At 68.9% G+C, this 17,578-nt stretch carries 18 protein-coding genes; 11 read left to right on the top strand and 7 right to left on the bottom strand.

Going from position 1 to position 17,578, the window contains the following annotated elements; all coding sequences use genetic code 11:
- The first annotated feature begins 38 nt into the window (after positions 1-38).
- A complete protein-coding gene (locus ACZ6O0_RS13540; protein ID WP_465765149.1) occupies positions 39-1,367 on the top strand; it encodes a hemolysin family protein in 1,329 nt (442 codons plus the stop codon).
- Here ACZ6O0_RS13540 and ACZ6O0_RS13545 read toward each other — a convergent pair.
- From ACZ6O0_RS13545 to ACZ6O0_RS13555, 3 genes are all read right to left on the bottom strand, one after another.
- Positions 1,309-2,571, bottom strand: coding sequence for an MFS transporter (locus ACZ6O0_RS13545; protein ID WP_465765150.1), 1,263 nt, complete (start codon positions 2,569-2,571; stop codon positions 1,309-1,311). The genes ACZ6O0_RS13540 and ACZ6O0_RS13545 overlap by 59 nt on opposite strands.
- A 3-nt stretch (positions 2,572-2,574) precedes the next feature.
- Positions 2,575-3,168 (bottom strand): helix-turn-helix domain-containing protein, encoded by a 594-nt coding sequence (locus tag ACZ6O0_RS13550; RefSeq protein ID WP_465765151.1) that lies wholly within the window; start codon positions 3,166-3,168, stop codon positions 2,575-2,577.
- Between the two features lie 163 nt (positions 3,169-3,331).
- Entirely contained in the window at positions 3,332-4,174 is an 843-nt protein-coding gene (locus tag ACZ6O0_RS13555; RefSeq protein WP_465765152.1) for an alpha/beta fold hydrolase, read from the bottom strand.
- A gap of 169 nt (positions 4,175-4,343) precedes the next feature.
- On the opposite strand from ACZ6O0_RS13555, the gene ACZ6O0_RS13560 reads away from it, so the two are divergent.
- Entirely contained in the window at positions 4,344-4,727 is a 384-nt protein-coding gene (locus tag ACZ6O0_RS13560; protein ID WP_465765153.1) for a YciI family protein, read from the top strand.
- Here ACZ6O0_RS13560 and ACZ6O0_RS13565 read toward each other — a convergent pair.
- Positions 4,713-5,705 carry an N-acetylglucosamine kinase gene (locus tag ACZ6O0_RS13565; RefSeq protein ID WP_465765154.1) on the bottom strand — a complete coding sequence of 331 codons (993 nt, stop codon included), beginning with the start codon at positions 5,703-5,705 and terminating at the stop codon, positions 4,713-4,715. The two genes, ACZ6O0_RS13560 and ACZ6O0_RS13565, sit on opposite strands and share 15 nt — an antisense overlap.
- Positions 5,706-5,962: 257 nt before the next feature.
- Between ACZ6O0_RS13565 and ACZ6O0_RS13570 the strand changes: the two genes are divergently transcribed.
- From ACZ6O0_RS13570 to ACZ6O0_RS13595, 6 genes are all read left to right on the top strand, one after another.
- Positions 5,963-6,754 (top strand): sugar isomerase domain-containing protein, encoded by a 792-nt coding sequence (locus ACZ6O0_RS13570; protein ID WP_465765155.1) that lies wholly within the window; start codon positions 5,963-5,965, stop codon positions 6,752-6,754.
- A gap of 24 nt (positions 6,755-6,778) precedes the next feature.
- Positions 6,779-8,197: an N-acetylglucosamine/diacetylchitobiose ABC transporter substrate-binding protein gene (gene ngcE / locus ACZ6O0_RS13575; protein WP_465765156.1), complete on the top strand. Its 1,419-nt coding sequence runs from the start codon at positions 6,779-6,781 to the stop codon at positions 8,195-8,197.
- Between the two features lie 2 nt (positions 8,198-8,199).
- The gene (locus ACZ6O0_RS13580; RefSeq protein ID WP_465765157.1) at positions 8,200-9,195 is read left to right on the top strand and encodes a carbohydrate ABC transporter permease; all 996 of its coding nucleotides are present in this window, start codon (positions 8,200-8,202) and stop codon (positions 9,193-9,195) included.
- Complete coding sequence (locus ACZ6O0_RS13585) at positions 9,192-10,085, top strand: carbohydrate ABC transporter permease (protein WP_465765158.1); 894 nt, start codon at positions 9,192-9,194, stop codon at positions 10,083-10,085. The genes ACZ6O0_RS13580 and ACZ6O0_RS13585 overlap by 4 nt, the downstream gene beginning before the upstream one ends.
- 23 nt (positions 10,086-10,108) lie before the next feature.
- Positions 10,109-11,458 carry an N-acetylglucosamine/diacetylchitobiose ABC transporter substrate-binding protein gene (ngcE, locus tag ACZ6O0_RS13590; protein WP_465765159.1) on the top strand — a complete coding sequence of 450 codons (1,350 nt, stop codon included), beginning with the start codon at positions 10,109-10,111 and terminating at the stop codon, positions 11,456-11,458.
- A 101-nt stretch (positions 11,459-11,559) separates the two neighbouring features.
- Positions 11,560-11,961 (top strand): hypothetical protein, encoded by a 402-nt coding sequence (locus ACZ6O0_RS13595; RefSeq protein WP_465765160.1) that lies wholly within the window; start codon positions 11,560-11,562, stop codon positions 11,959-11,961.
- On the opposite strand, the gene ACZ6O0_RS13600 is transcribed toward ACZ6O0_RS13595, so the two are convergent.
- The gene (locus tag ACZ6O0_RS13600) at positions 11,935-12,501 is read right to left on the bottom strand and encodes an alpha/beta fold hydrolase (protein WP_465765161.1); all 567 of its coding nucleotides are present in this window, start codon (positions 12,499-12,501) and stop codon (positions 11,935-11,937) included. The genes ACZ6O0_RS13595 and ACZ6O0_RS13600 overlap by 27 nt on opposite strands.
- 72 nt (positions 12,502-12,573) lie before the next feature.
- Here ACZ6O0_RS13600 and trpS point away from each other — a divergent pair, with 72 nt between their 5' ends.
- From trpS to ACZ6O0_RS13615, 3 genes are read left to right on the top strand one after another with little or no spacing between them, the layout of a single operon-like run.
- Positions 12,574-13,635 (top strand): tryptophan--tRNA ligase, encoded by a 1,062-nt coding sequence (gene trpS, locus ACZ6O0_RS13605; protein ID WP_465765162.1) that lies wholly within the window; start codon positions 12,574-12,576, stop codon positions 13,633-13,635.
- Positions 13,636-13,643: 8 nt separating this feature from the next.
- Positions 13,644-14,156 carry a 2'-5' RNA ligase family protein gene (locus ACZ6O0_RS13610; RefSeq protein WP_465765163.1) on the top strand — a complete coding sequence of 171 codons (513 nt, stop codon included), beginning with the start codon at positions 13,644-13,646 and terminating at the stop codon, positions 14,154-14,156.
- A gap of 28 nt (positions 14,157-14,184) precedes the next feature.
- Entirely contained in the window at positions 14,185-15,252 is a 1,068-nt protein-coding gene (locus ACZ6O0_RS13615) for a YihY/virulence factor BrkB family protein (protein ID WP_465765164.1), read from the top strand.
- A 22-nt stretch (positions 15,253-15,274) separates the two neighbouring features.
- Here ACZ6O0_RS13615 and ACZ6O0_RS13620 read toward each other — a convergent pair whose 3' ends face one another.
- Positions 15,275-16,408: a D-alanyl-D-alanine carboxypeptidase family protein gene (locus tag ACZ6O0_RS13620; RefSeq protein WP_465765165.1), complete on the bottom strand. Its 1,134-nt coding sequence runs from the start codon at positions 16,406-16,408 to the stop codon at positions 15,275-15,277.
- A gap of 68 nt (positions 16,409-16,476) precedes the next feature.
- A complete protein-coding gene (locus ACZ6O0_RS13625; RefSeq protein ID WP_465765166.1) occupies positions 16,477-17,418 on the bottom strand; it encodes a zinc metalloprotease in 942 nt (313 codons plus the stop codon).
- Positions 17,419-17,578 lie beyond the last annotated feature (160 nt).

Here is a 17,578-nt window from a genome sequence, read left to right on the forward strand (position 1 = left end):
CTCGCCGGTCGACGAGAGGGCGCTAGGAACTCCGACCCATGAACGCCACCCTGCTCAACATCGTCCTGATTCTCGTCTTCGTGCTCATCGGTGGGGTCTTCGCCGCGGCCGAGATGGCTCTGGTCTCCCTGCGCGAAAGCCAGCTCAAGTCACTGTCGCACCGCGGTCGCCGCGGCGCGATCGTGGCCAAGGTGGCCGCCAACCCGAACCGGTTCCTGTCCGCTGTGCAGATCGGCGTGACCCTTATGGGCTTCCTGTCCGCCGCCTTCGGTGGCGCGACGCTGGCCGACGGACTCTCCCCGCACCTGCAGAAGCTGGGCCTGCCCGAGTCGGTCGCGAACACGGTCGCCCTGGTGCTGATCACCATCGCCATCTCCTACGTCTCGATCGTGCTCGGCGAGCTCGCCGCCAAACGCCTCGCGCTGCAGCGGGCCGAGACGTTCGCGCTCGGCCTGGCGCCGCTGGTCGACAAGATCGCCTCCGGCGCCCGGCCGGTCATCTGGCTGCTGTCCAAGTCCACTGACCTCGTGGTCCGCGCCCTCGGTGGTGACCCGAACGCGAACCGTGAGGTGATGAGCGACGAGGAGTTGCGCGACCTCGTCTCGGCGCACGAGTCGCTGGGCGAGGAGGAGCGCCGGATCGTCGACGACGTGTTCGAGGCCGGCGGCCGGCAGCTCCGGGAGCTGATGCTGCCGCGTACCGAGGTGGACTTCGTCGACGCGGAGATGCCGGCGTACAAGGCGGTCAAGTTCGCCGCCGAGCGGCCGCACTCGCGCTACCCGGTGATGAACGGCTCGGCCGACGACATCGCCGGCTTCGTGCACGTCCGGGACCTGTTCGACCCGGCGGTCGCGTCCCGCTCGGTCCGGGTCGGCGACCTGGCCCGCGAGGTGCTGATGCTGCCGGACACCGCGAAGCTGCTGCCGACGCTGACCGAGATGCGCCGCCGCTCGACCCACCTGGCCATCGTCCTGGACGAGTACGGCGGGACCGCGGGCATCGTCACGTTGGAGGACCTGGTCGAGGAACTCATCGGCGACATCCGGGACGAGTACGACGAGGAGTCCGCCGAGACCACGCGGTTCCGCAGCGGCGACATCGAGGTCGACGGCCTGCTCAACCTCGACGACTTCGCCGACGAGACCGGGGTCGAGCTCCCCGACGGCCCCTACGAGACGGTCGGCGGGTTCCTCGCCGCCCAGCTGGGCAAGGTGCCCAGCACCGGCGACGAGGCCCGGGTCGACAGCCACACCATCACGGTCATGGAGATGGACGGCCGCCGGGTGGCCCGGGTCCGCCTGCACCGGGTCAGGCCGGCAGGGGAAGAGCCGGCTCCGGACGAGGAACCAGCACCCGCCGCCGAGTGAGGATCACCACGCCGCCGACCACGTAGCCGAGACCCTGGAAGACCAGGACCGGAATGATGCCCACGGCGTCGCCGAGGAAGCCGGCCGAGGTGATGCCGATCAGGACGGCGATGCTCTCGGTGGCGGTGATGGCGCCGAAGACGCGGCCGCGGGTGCCGTCCTCGGTGAGGTTCTGGAAGACGGTCATCATGCCGGCCACGGTGAAGGCGCCCGGCAGGCCGACGATGATCATGCAGGCGAAGGCAGGGATCAGACTGTCCGAGATCAGCGGGTAGCAGAACAGGGTCAGGTCGACGAGACCGAAGAAGAACGCGCCGACACCCCACATTGTTGCTGCAGGCAACCGTGAGCCGATGGCGGCGGCGACCAGCCCGCCGACGATCCCACCGATCGCCTGCGACGACACGATCAGGCCGTACGCCGTTCCGTCGCCGCCGAGCTCGGCACTGACAAAGGGCGCGAACAGCGTGCTCATCACGCCTTCGCCCACGCCCGTGACGAGGCAGAACACAAAGAGGAGCCGCATCGCCGAGCCCGAGACGCACAGCTGCAGTCCTTCGGTCCACTCCGTCTTCAGCCGCTTGATGGCCCCGCCGGCCGTCTGCTGCTCGACCGGAGGCCGCACGTGACGGTGGCGCATCGCGCCGACCAGCGCCACCGCGATCAGGAAGGTGGCGGCGTCCGCGAGGGCGAGCAGAGTGAGGCCACCCATCGCTGCCAGCACACCCCCGAGGGCGGCGCCGACCAGGCGGGCGAGGTCGCGGATCTGACTGTTCAATGCGTTCGCCGTCACCAGCTGCTTCGAGTCGACCAGCACGGGGACGAGTGACTGCTCGGCCGGGCTGAAGAACTGCTGCAAACAGCTCTGCGCGAGGACAACGCCGTACACGATCCAGATCGCGCTCTCGTCGCGCACCGCCAGCAACGGCAGCAGCACGACCGCGTTCAGGACGTTGGTGACGATCATCGTCTTGCGCCGGTCCCAGCGATCGACGAAGACGCCGGCCAGTGAGCCGAGCACGACCGGCGGGATGAACGAGGCCAGCAGCAGCCCACCGGAGGCCAGCGTGGATCCGGTCAGTACATAGACCTGGAACGCGAGACCGGTCCGCAGCAGCCAGTCGCCGATCAGCGAGATCAGTCCGGCACTCAGCATCAAGCGGTAGTCGCGTTGCCGCGCGAGGACGCCCCAGAGATCCTTCATGCGCTACTCCTCCTCAGGAGTGATCGTGACGATCTGAGTGATGGAGACGTGCCGGCTGCCCGGCGGGCGGGTGGACTTGTCGTCGATCGGCCGCTCGTCGACGTACCGCTGCAGCAGGGCGTCGATCTGCGTGACGAGCTCGGCGAGTTCGTCGCTGGTCAGATAGACGCCGCTCTGCCCGATTCCGGAGTTCTCCCGCCAGACGGCGTCCTCGGTCGGGCGTTGCTGCTGCCATTGGCTGAGTCGCTCGAGTGCGCGCTCGGCCAGCAGTTGCTCGAGCACGTCGGCCGCCGCGGCGCCCTCGGGAGTCGCGGCGGCGTCGCGCCACGACTGCGAGGTCGACACCAGCCGCCACGGCCGCTCCCGGTTGTCCTTGCCCGGAGCCGGCTCGACGAAGTCGTACTTCGCCAGCTGCCGCAGGTGATGCGACGCCAGTGCCTGGCTGATCCCCAACCGCCGCGCCGCGTCCGCCGCGGTCATCGGCCCTTCCCGCCCGAGCAGCGACTGCAGATCCAGTCGCACCGGATGCGCCATCGCCCGGATGGCCAGCGGATCGGCCAGCAGCCGCATCCGCCGCGGATCCTTCTCCAAAGACATGCTTGGAATATGCATCCCTCGTGAATCGGATGTCAAGGCATTGCTTGGAATGTGGTTTGTGTACCGACGGACGGGTAGTAGTCGGTCTCACCCACCGCGGAGGGGCGCGCTCACGCCGGGGGTGGTTGGCCGGGGGCGACTACTACCCGTTCGTCGGTACAGGTCAGCCGGTTTGCTCGCGGATCCACTCGAGGGCGGGCTCGGCGTGGGCCAGGACCGAGATGTGGCCGAGGCCGGGGTGGAGGGCGAGTTTGGCGGTCGGGAGGTGGTCGGCCAGCCATTGGCCGTGGGAGCTGGGGATGATGCCGTCGTCGGTGCCGTGGGTGAGGAGGGCCGGCGCGGAGATGGTGGCCGGGTCGCAACCCCAGGGCACTACATAAGAACAGTCGTCGTCGATCAGCCCGTCCGGCCCGTTCGGCATCGCGTTGTCTCCGGCGACCGAGCCGAGCCAGCCCCACGGGCCGTCGAACATGGACAGGTCCGCCGCGGTGAACTCCGGGTCGTACTCGACTCCCGAGGTCTCGTGCCGCAGTTTGGCCTCTCGTCCCGCGGCTGCCGCCCGGAGTGAGGCGAGTCCGGACGGGATCATCCCGTCGTACCAGTCGAGACCGTCGGCGCCGTACGGCGCGATCGCCGCGAAGGTGGCGACGGCCTCGACCCGCTCGCCGAGGACCGCGGCCGCTCCGAGCGCGTACGACCCGCCGCCGGAGTAGCCCATCAGCGCGAAGCTGCCGACCCCGAGCGCGTCCACGACCTGGGTCAGGTCGGCCGCGACCGAGGCCATCGTGCGACCGGGGGCCGCGGTCGAGCCGCCGTACCCGGGCCGGTCGAACGAGATCCACCGGATCCCGAGCCACTCCCCGGCCTCGAACAGCGGCTCGGGCGGGACGCCCAGATTCGGCGTGCCGTGGTGCCAGACGACCGCGAGCCGGCCGTCGTCGCCGGGCGCGCTGTCGTACACGTGCAAGGTGCGGCCGTCCGTCAGCCGGAGGTCCGTCTCGTTCATGTCGCTCACCTTAAGTTCGTCGGGGTCTTGCCGAGCGGTACGTCGGACACCCGCGGGCGGACTCGACATTCCGGGGCAGCGGATCGTGCCCGAACGCGAAATGTCGAGTCCGTCCGGGTGCCTCCGACCTCTGCTGCGAAGATCCAGCCAGACTCCGAAAGGAACCGTCATGAAGTACCTGCTGCTGATTCACAGCAACCCGATCACCTGGGGGCACCCCTCCTTCCTGCACACCGAGGAAGGAAAGGCACTTCCGAAGAAGGCCCGCGACGCGCTCGCGGCGCAGCTCGACCAGCTCCTCACCGAGCTGGATAAGTCCGGTGAGCTCGTCACCGCCGTACCACTCGAACCGCCGGCCAGGACTCGGGTCGTCCGCGTCCGCGAAGGCGTCCGCGCCACCACCGACGGCCCCTACTCCGAGGCCAAGGAGCAGCTCGCCGGTGTCTTCATCATCGACGTGGACACCCCGGAACGTGCCGAGGAGGTCGCGGCGACCATTCCGGAGGCCCAGTTCGTCGCGGTAGAGGTGCGCCCGGTGTCAGTTTTCGACTAGCCGGGTGTGGTTCGCCCGGGTAGCAAGGGCGGGGTCGAGGGCGCCGAGCGCGAGCCAGGTGGCGCCCCCGACCCCGTCCCGCGCGGTCAGCACCTCGCCGGCGAAGTCCTGGTGGATGGTTTCCCGGATCAGCCGGCCGACCGGTGAGGATCCGCCTGCGACACTGCCCGCGAGGACCATCGGGCCGTTGTCCGACGTTGTCCTGAGCTGCCCCACTGTTTGAATGAGCAACTCGGCTGCGCGTTTCACCAGCGCGTGTGCCGTTTCGTCGTTCTGCTCGTACGCCGACACGACGGGCTGCGCCAGTTCGGCGAGCAGGACGGGTGGCCGGCTGTTCACCGTTCTGATCACATCGTCGCGCAGTATGTCGTAGCCGGCCCGCGACACGGGGGCCTGCTCGTCGCGGTCCGGCAGGATCGCCCGGACGACCGCCTCCCCGAGCAGACCGATCGGTTCGCCGAGGTCGAGAGCGTGCAACACGCTGCGCACAGCCTCGCGGCCCAGCCAGAACCCGGACCCTTCGTCGCCGAGCAGCCAGCCGTGACCGCCCGCGGTGCGGATCAGCTGATGGTCGCGGACCAGGCCGGCGTTGCTCCCGGTTCCCGCGATCAGCACGGTGCCGTCGGGTTCCGCCGTACCGGAGGCGAAAGCGACCTCGAGGTCGCCGATGTAGTCGGGCTTGACGGTCAGCCCGGCGCCGGACCAGGCGGCGTCGAACTGGGCGGCGACGTCGGGCCGCGCCAGCGCCGAGCCGCCGGCCGCGCCGACGACCGCTGCTTTCACCGCGGTCGGGTCCAGCCCGGCCAGCGCCGCGTGAAGGGCCTGACCGAAGTTGGCTGCCGCACTTACGGGGTGACTGGTCGGGTTTCCGCCCGCGGCGGCACCCCGACCGACTACGTTGCCCTCAGCGTCCGCGATCACGATCCGGGTGGAGGTTCCACCCAGGTCGCCGCCCAGGACCAGTGCGGTGGCTGGCATCAAGACCACTGGGTCGGCAGGTTCCGGCAGCGGGCGTTCGACCGACATACGCAATGCTCCAAACTGCTCAAAAGAGCCTCTTGACAAACACAAGAGAACAAGGTCACGCAACGGTCCCGATCTGGGGAGAACCACGAGATGAGCCTTGACTTTAGCTGCCAGGTGAGAAAAGTTCTGTCCAGCAAACCGCAAACTTGCGCACTTGTCGGCACATCGAGTGTCGCATCGAACAGATTAGTCGAGGGGTGGGGCCGCTGATGGCCAGCAGTAAGCACGGGGGATCGGGGCCGACGAGCGGGGTGAGCGCGCAGTCCTATGTTCACGTCCTCACACCGATTCTGGCCGCCGTCACCGAGCAGATCGACGGCCCGATCCAGAAGGCTGCCGACCTGATGACCGAGGCCCTGCGCGCCGACGGCGTCATCCAGGCCTTCGGCTCCGGCCACTCCGAGGCGCTGGCGATGGAGATCGCCGGCCGCGCCGGCGGGCTGATCGCGAGCAACCGGATCGCGCTCCGCGACCTGGTGCTGCTCGGTGGCGAGCCGAAGGAGCTGCTGGGTAGCGCCGAGCTCGAGCGCGACCCGCAGTACTCCCGGAAGCTGTACGAGCTGTCCGCCGCGCGCGCGGGCGACCTGTTCGTCATCGCGTCCAACTCCGGCGTGAACGGCTCGATCGTCGAGCTCGCGAGCGTGGTGAAGGAGAAGGGCCACCCGCTGATCGCGATCACCTCGTTGCAGCACACCGGCGGGATGGAGTCCCGGCACCCGTCGGGCAAGAAGCTGATCGACTTCGCGGACGTGGTGCTGGACAACCACGCGCCGTACGGCGACTCGGTGCTCGACCTCCCCGACGGCGGTGGCAAGGTCTGCGCGGTGTCGTCCATCACCGCCGCGCTGATCGCGCAACTGCTGGTCGCCGAGGTACTGCGCCGGATGACCGACGCCGGCGAGACGCCGCCGGTCTACCTGTCCGCGAACATCCCCGGCGGCGACGAACACAACCACGCCCTCGAAGCACGGTATGCCGGTCGCATCCGGCGTACTGCCTGAAACACTCCTTGGAAGGCAGGACCAATGACCACTCCCAACAACCTGTCGCGGCGCCTGTTCCTGCAGCGCGCAGCGGTCGGCACCTTGCTGGCCACCGGTGGCAGCACGCTGCTGGCCGCCTGCGCCGGCAGCGGTAGCGACGACAGCGGTTCCGGCGGTGGTAGCGCCGACAAGACCGCGGACAACCCGTTCGGCATGGCGGACAAGGCGACTGTCGACGCGGTGATCTTCAACGGCGGTTACGGGTACGACTACGTGCAGTTCGCGGCCGACATCGCGCAGAAGAAGTTCGTGGGCTCGACGTTCAAGGTTGCTCCGTCGACCCAGATCGCCCAGCAGCTGCAGCCGCGCTTCGTCGGCGGCAACCCGCCGGACCTGATCGACAACTCCGGCGCGAACCAGATCGGCTTCAACACGATCCTGGACCAGCTGGCGACGCTGGACGACGTCTTCGAGGCCAACAACTACGAGGGCACGAAGATCGCCGACACCCTGTACCCGGGCGCCAAGAACCCCGGCACGTTCGACGGCAAGTTCGTCGCGATGAACTACGTCCTCACCCTGTACGGCATCTGGTACTCCGACAGCCTGTTCAAGGAGAACGGCTGGGAGCCGCCGAAGACGTACGACGCGCTCCTCGACCTCGGCGCCAAGGCCAAGGCGAAGGGCAAGTACCTGTTCGTCTGGGGCAAGGAAGCCGCGACCTACTACCACACGATGGCCGTCGACGGCGCGATCAAGGAGGGTGGCGACGAGGTCCGGCTGGCGCTGGAGAACCTGAAGGAGAACTGCTGGTCGATGCCGCAGTTCCAGGGCATCTTCAAGGCCCTGGAGACCATGGTCAAGAACGGGTACTTCGTCCCCGGTGGCGCCGGCACCCAGTTCACCGCCGCGCAGGCGAAGTGGAGCAACGACCAGCAGGCCATCCTCTACCCCTCGGGCTCGTGGATCGAGAACGAGATGAAGAAGGCCACCAAGTCCGGCTTCGACATGAAGGGCGTCCCGGAGCCGACGCTCACCGACAGCCCGAAGCTGCCGTACGAGTCGCTGCGCAGCGCGGCCGGTGAGCCGTTCATCGTCCCCTCCAAGGGCAAGAACGTTGCCGGCGGCAAGGAGCTGCTGCGGGCCATGCTGTCCAAGGAGGCGGCGACCAACTTCGCCAAGACCCGGCTGGCGCCGACGATCGTCAAGGGCCTGGTGCCCGCCGACGGCTTCGGTTCGACCGCGCTGCAGTCGCAGACCGCGATGCTGGACGCGGCCGGCACCAACGTCTTCGACTACCAGGTCTTCGGCCTGTACGGCATGAACACCGACCAGCTGGTGGTCTGGAACTCCTTCCTGTCCGGCCAGCTCGACGCGGCGGGCCTGACCAAGGGCCTGCAGGAGATCACCGACAAGGTGCGGAACGACAGCTCCGTCAAGAAGATCCCGGTCACGAAGTGACCATGACGCAAGAAGCTGTGCCGGGAGGCGGACCCACGCGGTCCGTCACCCGGCGCCGCCGGCCGCTGACCTTCGACCGGGTCAGCTTCATGGTCGTGTTCCTCGGCCTGCCGCTGGCGGTGTTCGTGATCTTCGTGGTCTCGCCGTTCGTGCAGGCGCTGTACTACTCGCTGACCGACTGGTCCGGGTTCAGCGCGGGCCAGAACTTCGTCGGCTTCGACAACTACGTCAAGCTGTTCCACGACGACATCTTCCTGAAGGCCGTACGCAACAACATCGAGCTGGCGATCGTGGTGCCGATCGTGACGATCGTGCTGGCGCTGACCCTGGCCACGCTGGTGACGATCGGCGGCTCGGGCACCGGGACCGTCCGCGGACTGCGCAACTCCGGCTTCTACCGGATCGTCTCGTTCTTCCCGTACGTGATCCCGGCGATCGTGATCGGCCTGATCTGGGCCCAGGTGTTCACGCCGGGCTCGGGCATCCTGGACGCGGTGCTGTCGAAGATCGGGCTGCACCAGTTCGAGAACTACGCCTGGCTCGGTGATGCCCGGACGGCCATGCCGGCGTCGATGTTCGTGATGATCTGGGGCTTCGTCGGGTTCTACATGGTGCTGTTCATCGCCGCCATCCGGGGCATCGACCCCGAGGTGTTCGAGGCGGCCCGGATCGACGGCGCCGGCCGGTTCCGGACCGCGGTGTCCCTGACCGTGCCGCTGATCCGGGACAACGTGCAGACGGCGTACATCTATCTCGGCATCGCCGCCCTCGACGCCTTCGTCTACATGCAGGCGCTGAACCCCGGCGGCGGGCCGCAGAACTCGACCCTGGTCATGCCCCAGCAACTGTTCACCACGGCCTTCACCAAGGGGCAGTTCGGTTACTCGACGGCGATGGGCGTGGTCCTGGCCGCGGTGACGATGCTGTTCGCGCTCCTGGTGTTCACCGTGAACGCGCTGACCGGCGGACGTGAGCGGAAAGTGAAGGTACGCCGATGACGACGACCACCGCCGACCGGGCCGAGCTCGCCTCCGGGCCCCGCGCGCCCGGCCAGCGGGCCCGGGAAGGCAGGGGCGTGGCCACGACCGCCCACATCGCGCTGATCCTGTGGTCGCTGCTGGTGATCCTGCCGCTGCTGTGGACGCTGCTCTCCTCGTTCAAGACGACGCAGGAGGTGCTGGGCAACCCGTTGTCGCTGCCGAGCAAGCTGCGTTTCGAGAACTACGCCAACGCGTGGACGACAGCCGGTATCGGCCGCTACTTCCTGAACACGGTGATCGTCGTCGGCGCCGCACTGGTGCTGGTGATGATCCTCGGCGCCATGTGTGCGTACGTGCTGGCCAGGTTCACGTTCCCCGGCAACCGGCTGATCTACTACTCGATGCTGGCCGGACTGACGTTCCCGGTCTTCCTGGCGATCGTGCCGCTGTTCTTCGTGCTGAAGAACCTCGCACTGCTGAACACCCTGCCGGGGCTGATCATCACCTACGTCGCGTTCGCGCTGCCGTTCACCGTCTTCTTCCTGCACGCCTTCTTCAAGGCGCTGCCGGGTGAGGTCTACGAGGCGGCGCAGATCGACGGCGCGGGCGAGTGGCGATCGTTCTTCTCGGTGATGCTGCCGATGGCGCGGCCGGGGATGGCGTCGGTCGCCATCTTCAACTTCCTGGGGTTGTGGAACCAGTTCCTGCTCCCCGTCGCCCTGAACACCGACTCGAAGAACTACGTGCTCTCGCAGGGCATGGCCTCGTTCGCATCGCAAGCCGGTTATGCGGTGGACTTCGGCGCCCTGTTCGCGGCCGTGGTGATCACTGTGGCGCCGGTGCTGGTGGTCTACATCATCTTCCAGCGTCAGCTGCAGGTCTCCGTCACCGCCGGAGGCGTGAAGTAGTCAAGACGTAATAGCCTGCCGTGATGCTGACACGGCGGACGTTGTTGCAGAGCGCGCTGGCCGGAGCGGTCCTGAGCGGGTGCTCGTCGGGGACGACGAGCACCCGCCCGGCCGCGTCGCCCGGCAACCCGTTCATGGTCGACGGATCCGCGCCCGTCGACGTCGCGATCGGCGAGGAGTACGGCGGCTTCGCGGCGGCGGCGTACCGGAAGAAGTTCGCGGGCGCCACCGTCACGCCGACGGTGAGCGCGAAGCTCTCCGATGCGGTGCTGCCGCGGTTCGCCGCGGGCGATCCGCCGGACGTGGTGCTGAGCACCGGGGACCAGGCGCTGGAGCTCGGCCGGCTGGTGAAGGACAACCAGTTGGCGGATCTGCAGTCGTTGCTCGACGCACCTTCCTGGGACGACGCGAACGCGAAGGTCACCGACGGTCTGCTGCCGGGCCTGCTGGACGCCGGGCGGTACGACGGGACCCAGCGGACCGTCAACTACGTCGCCACCGTGTACGGCATCTGGTACTCGGCCAGCCTGTTCCAGCGCCATGACTGGGACGTGCCGCGCACCTGGCCGCAATTGCTTGCCCTCGGCACCGAAATGAAGGCGGCCGGCCTCGGCCCGTTCATCTACGCCGGCGCCCATCCGTATTACATCCTCGAACTGGTGCTCACCCTCGCGGCCAAGACCGGCGGCCACGACGTGGTGAAGCGGATCGACAACCTCGACGACGGGGCCTGGAAGGACGAGAGCGTCACCCGGGCGATCACCGCGGTCGGCGAGCTGGCCGAACGCGGCCTGATCGCGACCGGGAGTGCCGGCTACGACCACATCGGCTCGCAGCAGCGGTTCCTGGCCTCGAAGGCCGGGCTGCTGCCGTGCGGCAACTGGCTCGAGAACGAGATGAAGGCGTTCATCCCGCCGGGCTTCGGGCTGACGATGATCGGCGTACCGGCGCTGGACGGGTCGTCGGCCCTCAGCCGCGGACTGCACGTCGCGGCGACCGCGCCGTACCTGGTGCCGGAGAAGGCGAAGAACAAGGCGGGCGGCCTGGAGTACCTGCGGGCCACGCTGTCGAAGGACGTCGCGGCCCAGGTCACCTCCGAGTCCAACCAGCTGACGATCGTCCGCGGCGCGGCCGACGGCCTGGAGATCGGTACGGCGCTCCGCTCGGCGCGCGACCTGCTCTCGGTCGCCGGTGACCAGGTGATCACGTGGTACTTCGACAGCTGGTACCCGGCCTTCGCCGGCACCGCGGCCCAGGCGACCGGTCAGTTCCTCTCTGGTGGCCTCCAACTGCCGGAGTGGACCGCCCGGATCCAGTCCGCCGCCGACAAGCTGAAACAGGACAACGCTGTCACCAAGTACCACCGGGACTGAAATCGGTGAGTCACAATCCGGAAACCAGCGCCTGACCAGGGAAAAAAGGTCTCGCCGTCGGCGGCAAGCCGACATACCCTCGAAGCAGGTAGGTGAGGTCGATGGAGTGGGTGGCGCTGCTGCTCGTGTTCCTGGGGTTATGCGTGCTGCTCAACCTCCTGTTGCCGCAGCCTCCGCCGGCCCGCTGGCGCCGGCGTCTGCAACGGTCGACCACTCGGCTGACCGGCCGGTTCCGCCGGCAGACGGTCCCCGAGCCCGATCCGTTCGACACGCTGCGTCTCCAGACCCGCCTCGGCCACCTGGCCGGTGAGATCCGCCGCGTCGAGTCGGCGCGCATCTACGCCAAAGCCCACCGCCTGATGGCTCTCGAGGCGGCGTACGACGACCTTCTCGACGAGGCCTGCCGCCTGGCCGGCGTGCCGGGCGAAGCGGACCTGCAGCGCGGTGAGGAGAAGCGCTGGCACGAGGAGCAGGAGCTAGCCTCGCGCGGCTGGTCCTGGTAGCCACACCACCTGGTCGAGAAAGTCCTCCACCGCCGTCGCGACCTGCCCCAGCACCTCGGCCGACGCCGCCAGCCGCCCCGGCACATACATGCCGTGGTCGGCCCCCGGCACCTCCAGCACGTACGGCGTGAGCTCCCGAGCGAGAGCGGGGTCCCACAGGGCGTCCGCCGTACCGCCGACCAGCAGGAACGGCGCGGTCGAGCGGCGCAGGCCGTCGACCACCCAGGAGCTGGTCAGCACCGGAGTGAGCCAGATCGCGGGCAGTCCACGCTCAGCCGCCAAAGCTGAGCCAAAACTGCCGAGTGACTTGCCGATCAGCAGCACGTCGCCGGTGGCGGCATCCAGGGCCTTGGTGGCCTGGGGCAGGACCCAGGGGCCGCGCTCCTCCTCGGTGAGGGTGAGCGGGCGGTCGGGCTCGTCCCACCACACCGGCAGGACCCGCGCACCGCGCTGCTCGGCGGCGTCGGAGGCGAACATCGGCAGGGGAGCGGTCGGCCCGTTCTGTCCGCCGGGCAGCACCACGGCTGTGCGCGAAGTCATAGTGCGGAGTGTATGAGGGGAGGGACCCGCCCCGGTGTGGGGTGGACTGGGGGCGCTGGCAGAATCGGGGGCATGTCCCTAGCTGCGTCTGACCCCTCCGCAGCCGGTTCCCAGCGTCGCCCTCGGGCGCTGTCCGGGATCCAGCCGACGGCGGACTCCTTCCACTTCGGCAACTACCTCGGCGCGCTGCGGCAGTGGGTGGCCCTGCAGGACGACCACGACGCGTTCTACTGCGTCGTCGACCTGCACGCGATCACGGTGGAGTACGAGCCGAAGGCGCTGCGCGAGCGGACCCGGCGGTCGGTGGCGCAGCTGCTCGCGGCCGGGATCGACCCGGAGCGGTCCACGCTGTTCGTCCAGTCGCACGTCCCCGAGCACGCCCAGCTGGCCTGGGTGCTCGGCTGCCTGACCGGGTTCGGCGAGGCCAGCCGGATGACCCAGTTCAAGGACAAGTCCGCCAAGGGCGGCGCCGACCGCGCCACCGTCGGCCTGTTCACCTACCCGATTCTGCAGGCCGCGGACATCCTGATCTACCAGGCCGACCGCGTCCCGGTCGGCGAGGACCAGCGCCAGCACCTGGAGCTGACCCGGGACCTGGCCCAGCGGTTCAACCACCGCTTCGGCAAGACCTTCCGCCTGCCCGAGCCGTACATCGTCAAGGAGACCGCGAAGATCTCCGACCTGCAGGACCCGACCGCGAAGATGAGCAAGTCCAGCTCCTCGCCGGCCGGCATCATCGACCTGCTCGACGACCCGAAGGTGAGCGCGAAGAAGATCCGCTCCGCCGTCACCGACTCCGGCCGCGACGTGATCTTCGACCCGGAGAACAAGGCCGGCGTCGCCAACCTGCTGACCATCTACTCGGCGCTCACCGGCCGCAAGATCAGCGAGCTCGAGGACGAGTACGCCGGCCGCGGGTACGGCGACTTCAAGAAGGACCTGGCCGAGGTCGTGGTCGAGTTCGTCACCCCGTTCCGGGAGAAGACGCTCGGCTACCTCGACGACACGGCGCAGCTGGACGCGATCCTGGCCGCCGGCGCCGAGCGTGCCCGCGCGGTGACCGAGCCGACGCTGCAGCGCGTCTACGACCGGCTGGGCTTCGTGCCCGGGCCGGCCCTCGGATCGGGCCGGTAGGGCCCCGGATGGCGACGATCGGTGTCGCGATCCCGATCGCGGAACCCTACGGCTCGGAGCTGCAGAAGTACCGGGCCGAGTTCGGTGATCCGATGGCCGCGTCGATCCCCACCCACGTCACCCTGCTGCCGCCGACCGAGATCGCCGACGCCGACCTCGGCCTGATCGACGACCACCTGCTCGAGGTGGCGGCCCGGTTCCCGAGCTTCCGGATCCGCCTGCGCGGTACGGCGACCTTCCGGCCGATCTCGCCGGTCGTGTTCGTCCCGCTGGCCGAGGGCATCTCGTCCTGCGAGGTGCTGCAGTCCCAGGTCCGGTCCGGCCCGCTCGAGGTCGACCTGCGGTTCCCGTACCACCCGCACGTGACGGTCGCCCACGACCTGGACAAGGACGCCCTGGACCGCGCGTACGACGCCCTCGCCGAGTACGACTGCGCTTTCGACGTGGACGCCTTCAGCCGGTACGAACACGGCGCCGACGGCGTGTGGCGGCCGCAACGGTCGTTCCCGCTGGCAGGCTGAGTCTCCGCGCGAGGGGTACAGGTGACACATGGGCATCATCCAGCGGGGCAAGGCGATCTGGGCGCGGTTCAGCCGCACACAGATCTGGCGGGCGTGGCAGCGGTACGGCAACCGCCGGGGCAACCGGTTGGCCGGGGCAACGACCTTCTACGCGTTCCTGTCGCTGTTCCCGCTGATCGTGCTGGCCGCGGCGATCGTCGGGCCGCTGCTCGGCGACAAGGCGATCCAGGCCCTCAAGGACTCGCTCGACAAGAACCTTCCCGGCATCGGTAACCAGATCGACATCGACGCGCTGATCGCCCACGCCGGCACCATCGGACTGATTTCGGGCGTCGCGCTGCTGTGGACCGGACTCGCCTGGGTCGACTCGCTGCGCGCCTCGATCCGGTCGATGCACGAGCTGGACGACCAGCCCGGCAACTTCGTGCTGGTGAAGCTCTGGGACCTCGGCGCGCTCGTCGGTCTGGGCCTGATCGGCCTGATCGCGACCGGCGTCTCGTCCGTCCTGTCCGCGCTGGCGCAGCGCATCGTCGACCGGACGCAGCTGGACGCGAGCCTGCTGTCCGTCACCAGCCTCGTGCTCGGGCTCGGGGCCGGCGCCATCCTGATCCTCTACCTGCAGACAGCCCTGCCGCGGATCATCCTGCCGCGGAAGGTCGCGCTGATCGCCGCTCTGGCCGGCGGCATCCTCTACTACCTCGCGCAGAAGCTCGGCAACCTGTACGTGACCCATGTCATCGGGACGAACGCGGCGTACGGCACGCTGGCCTTGCCGCTGGCGTTGCTGGTGTGGATCTACCTGCTGACGCGCGCGATCATGCTCATCGCGGCGTGGACCAAGGAAGCCACGCTCGACGCGGCGGCGCGGGAGTCCACCGCCGAGGGCCGGCTCCGGATCGCCGAGGAGCCGCTGCCGCCCGGGCAGTCGCCGGCGGAGCCGCTGCTCCCGGGGCCACCGGGCAAGCGCTACAAGGTCGTCCCGGTGCCGCAGCGCAAGGCGGACACGGTCGCGGTCGCGGCCGGTGCGCTGCTGGGCATCACCGTGTCCGTGCTGGCGTCGCAGCTGGGCAGAGCCGCCCGCTTGCTCCGGCGTTAGTGACGCCGTCGGCGGAGTGCCGTTAGTGCCGCCGCCGGCGTAGGGTGCGGGGCCGGCGGAGGAAGAGTCCCAGGAGCAGGACCGGGGGTCCGGCATACGCCCAGGCGGGGACGCGGAAGGCCAGCGACTGCACCGCCTGGCCGGGGCTCAGGACTGTGCGGCTGCGCGGCGGGTTCGGCGTACCGGCCTCTGACTTCTTCTCGCCCTGCGTGAGGCCGGTCGCGGTCTTCGGCTGGGCCGCCTCGGGCTTGACCAGGGTGCCGACCGGCGTGAGCTTGCTGTAGTTGTTGAAGGTCCAGGTGAGCAGGTTGCTGGCGTCCTCGGTGATGCCGTGGGGTGCGTTCATCATCGTCACCACCAGCGTGTGCCCGTTGCGGCGGGCGGCGCCGACGAACGTGTTGCGGGCCAGCGTGGTGTACCCGGTCTTGACGCCCAGCGCGCCCTCGTAGTTGAACAGCAGCTTGTTCTGGTTCGCGACCTGGTAGGTGCCCTTGTTCCCGGCGTTCGGGAACGCCGTGTACTTCGTCGACGCGTACTTCGCGAAGTCCTGCCGGGCCAGACCGGCTTGCGCGAACAGGGCCAGGTCATAGGCGCTGGAGTACTGCCCGTCGGCGTCCAGGCCGGTCGGGTCGGTGACGTGCGTGTCGAGCGCACCGATCTCCGCGGCCTTCTGGTTCATCCGCTGGACGGTCGCCGGGATGCCGCCCTCGTCGTGCGCGCACAACGCGTGGACGGCGTCGTTCCCGGAGGCCAGGAACATGCCCTGGAAGAGCAGGTCGACGGTGTAGCGCAGTCCCGGGTACACGCCGACCTTGCTGCCGATGATGCCGGCGTCGGCGTCCGAACCGATCACCTGGTCGGTCTTCTTGAGCCGCGGCAGCAGGACCAGGGCGGTCAGGGTCTTGAGCGTGCTGGCGGGCCGGAGCCTGGCGTGCGGTGCCTTGGCGGCCAGCACGTCGCCGGTGCCGAGGTCGGCCACGACATAGGCCGACGCCTGCACCGCCGGCGGTGCCGCCCCGTCGGCGACGACCGTCGGCTTCGCGGTCAGCAGCTCGCCGCCGACCGGGCCTTGTGGGCCCTGGCCGGCGGCGGTCGCTGTCAGAGGTCCGGTGGCCACCAGTGCGGCGGTCGCGCAGGCCGTCAGAAGCAAACGCATCGCGGGAACTCTAGTTGCCACCCGGGGCAGATGTCACAGTCGGGTCTCATCCCCGGTCAGGTTTCCGGTCACGCACGGTAAGCGGTCCACATGTTGCTGATCCGGGTGCTCTGGCCCGGAGTGAACTGGTTGTAGCAGGAGTCGTAGGAGTAGTCCATGTAGTTGTGGATCGGGTCCAGCCCCGGCAGCGAGCACGAGTTCCGGCCGGTGGGGCAGCCGCTGCTGGCGCTGCTCTGGGCGGGCGTGTCGGACACCGAGTCGTTCGTGCTCGTGCAGCCACCCTGGAAGGTGTGGTAGAGCCCGAACCAGTGACCGGCCTCGTGGGACGCGGTCTTGCCGAGGTTGAAGTTGGTCGCCGAGCCGCCGGGCAGCGAGCTGTACTGCACCCGGATGCCGTCGATCGACGGGTTGCTCGCGTAGTCCCACGGGAACGTCGCGATGCCGAGGTAGGAGAAGTCGACCAGCCAGATGTTCAGCGCGTTCTTGCCGCCCTTGCGGGTCTGCGAGCGGTAGGTCGTGCTCTGGCCGTCGTTGTGCCAGGTGCTGTTGTTGTACCGGTAGGTGCCGGCCAGGTAGAAGGTGAAGCCGGTGTTCGCGGCCTGCGACGACTCGCCGCCGGCGAAGTCCTGGTTCAGCTCGGCGATCTGCTGGTTGATCTGCGTCGCGGTCACGTCGCCGGCGCCGGAGCTGCTCCGCATCACGTGGATGTAGACCGGAACGTTCGCCGCGGCCAGCGTGCCGGCCTTGGGCGCCAGACCGCGCGCGGCCTTGGCCTTCAGGATCTGCGCCGTCCTGGCCTCGATCGACTGCTGCTCACCGGCCGACAGGTCCCGATGGTCGGCGCCGAAGCCGCCACGGGCGCTAGGGCCGTCGGCCGGCGTGAGACACGGGTTCCCCACGTGGTCGACGGGCAGCTTCGCGGTGGCTTGTCCACCGAGTGGGCTGAAGGCGAGCGCCGTACCGGCCAGCAGGACGGCCAGGGCGCGGGGGCGGGTGATGAAAGATCGCATAGTGCGTCCTCCGGGAATCGGGCCGCTTGGGCGGTGCGGCCGAATCCGGCGATTTTGCCCGTCGGTGCGCGGAGTGCCTAGCCGTTCACTGACCGTCCAGTGCCACGGCACCACCACGCCGCATTGACAGTCGTCGGTAGGCCTTGAGTCAATGGACTGA

It is taken from the genome of Kribbella sp. NPDC048837, from assembly GCF_055586945.1.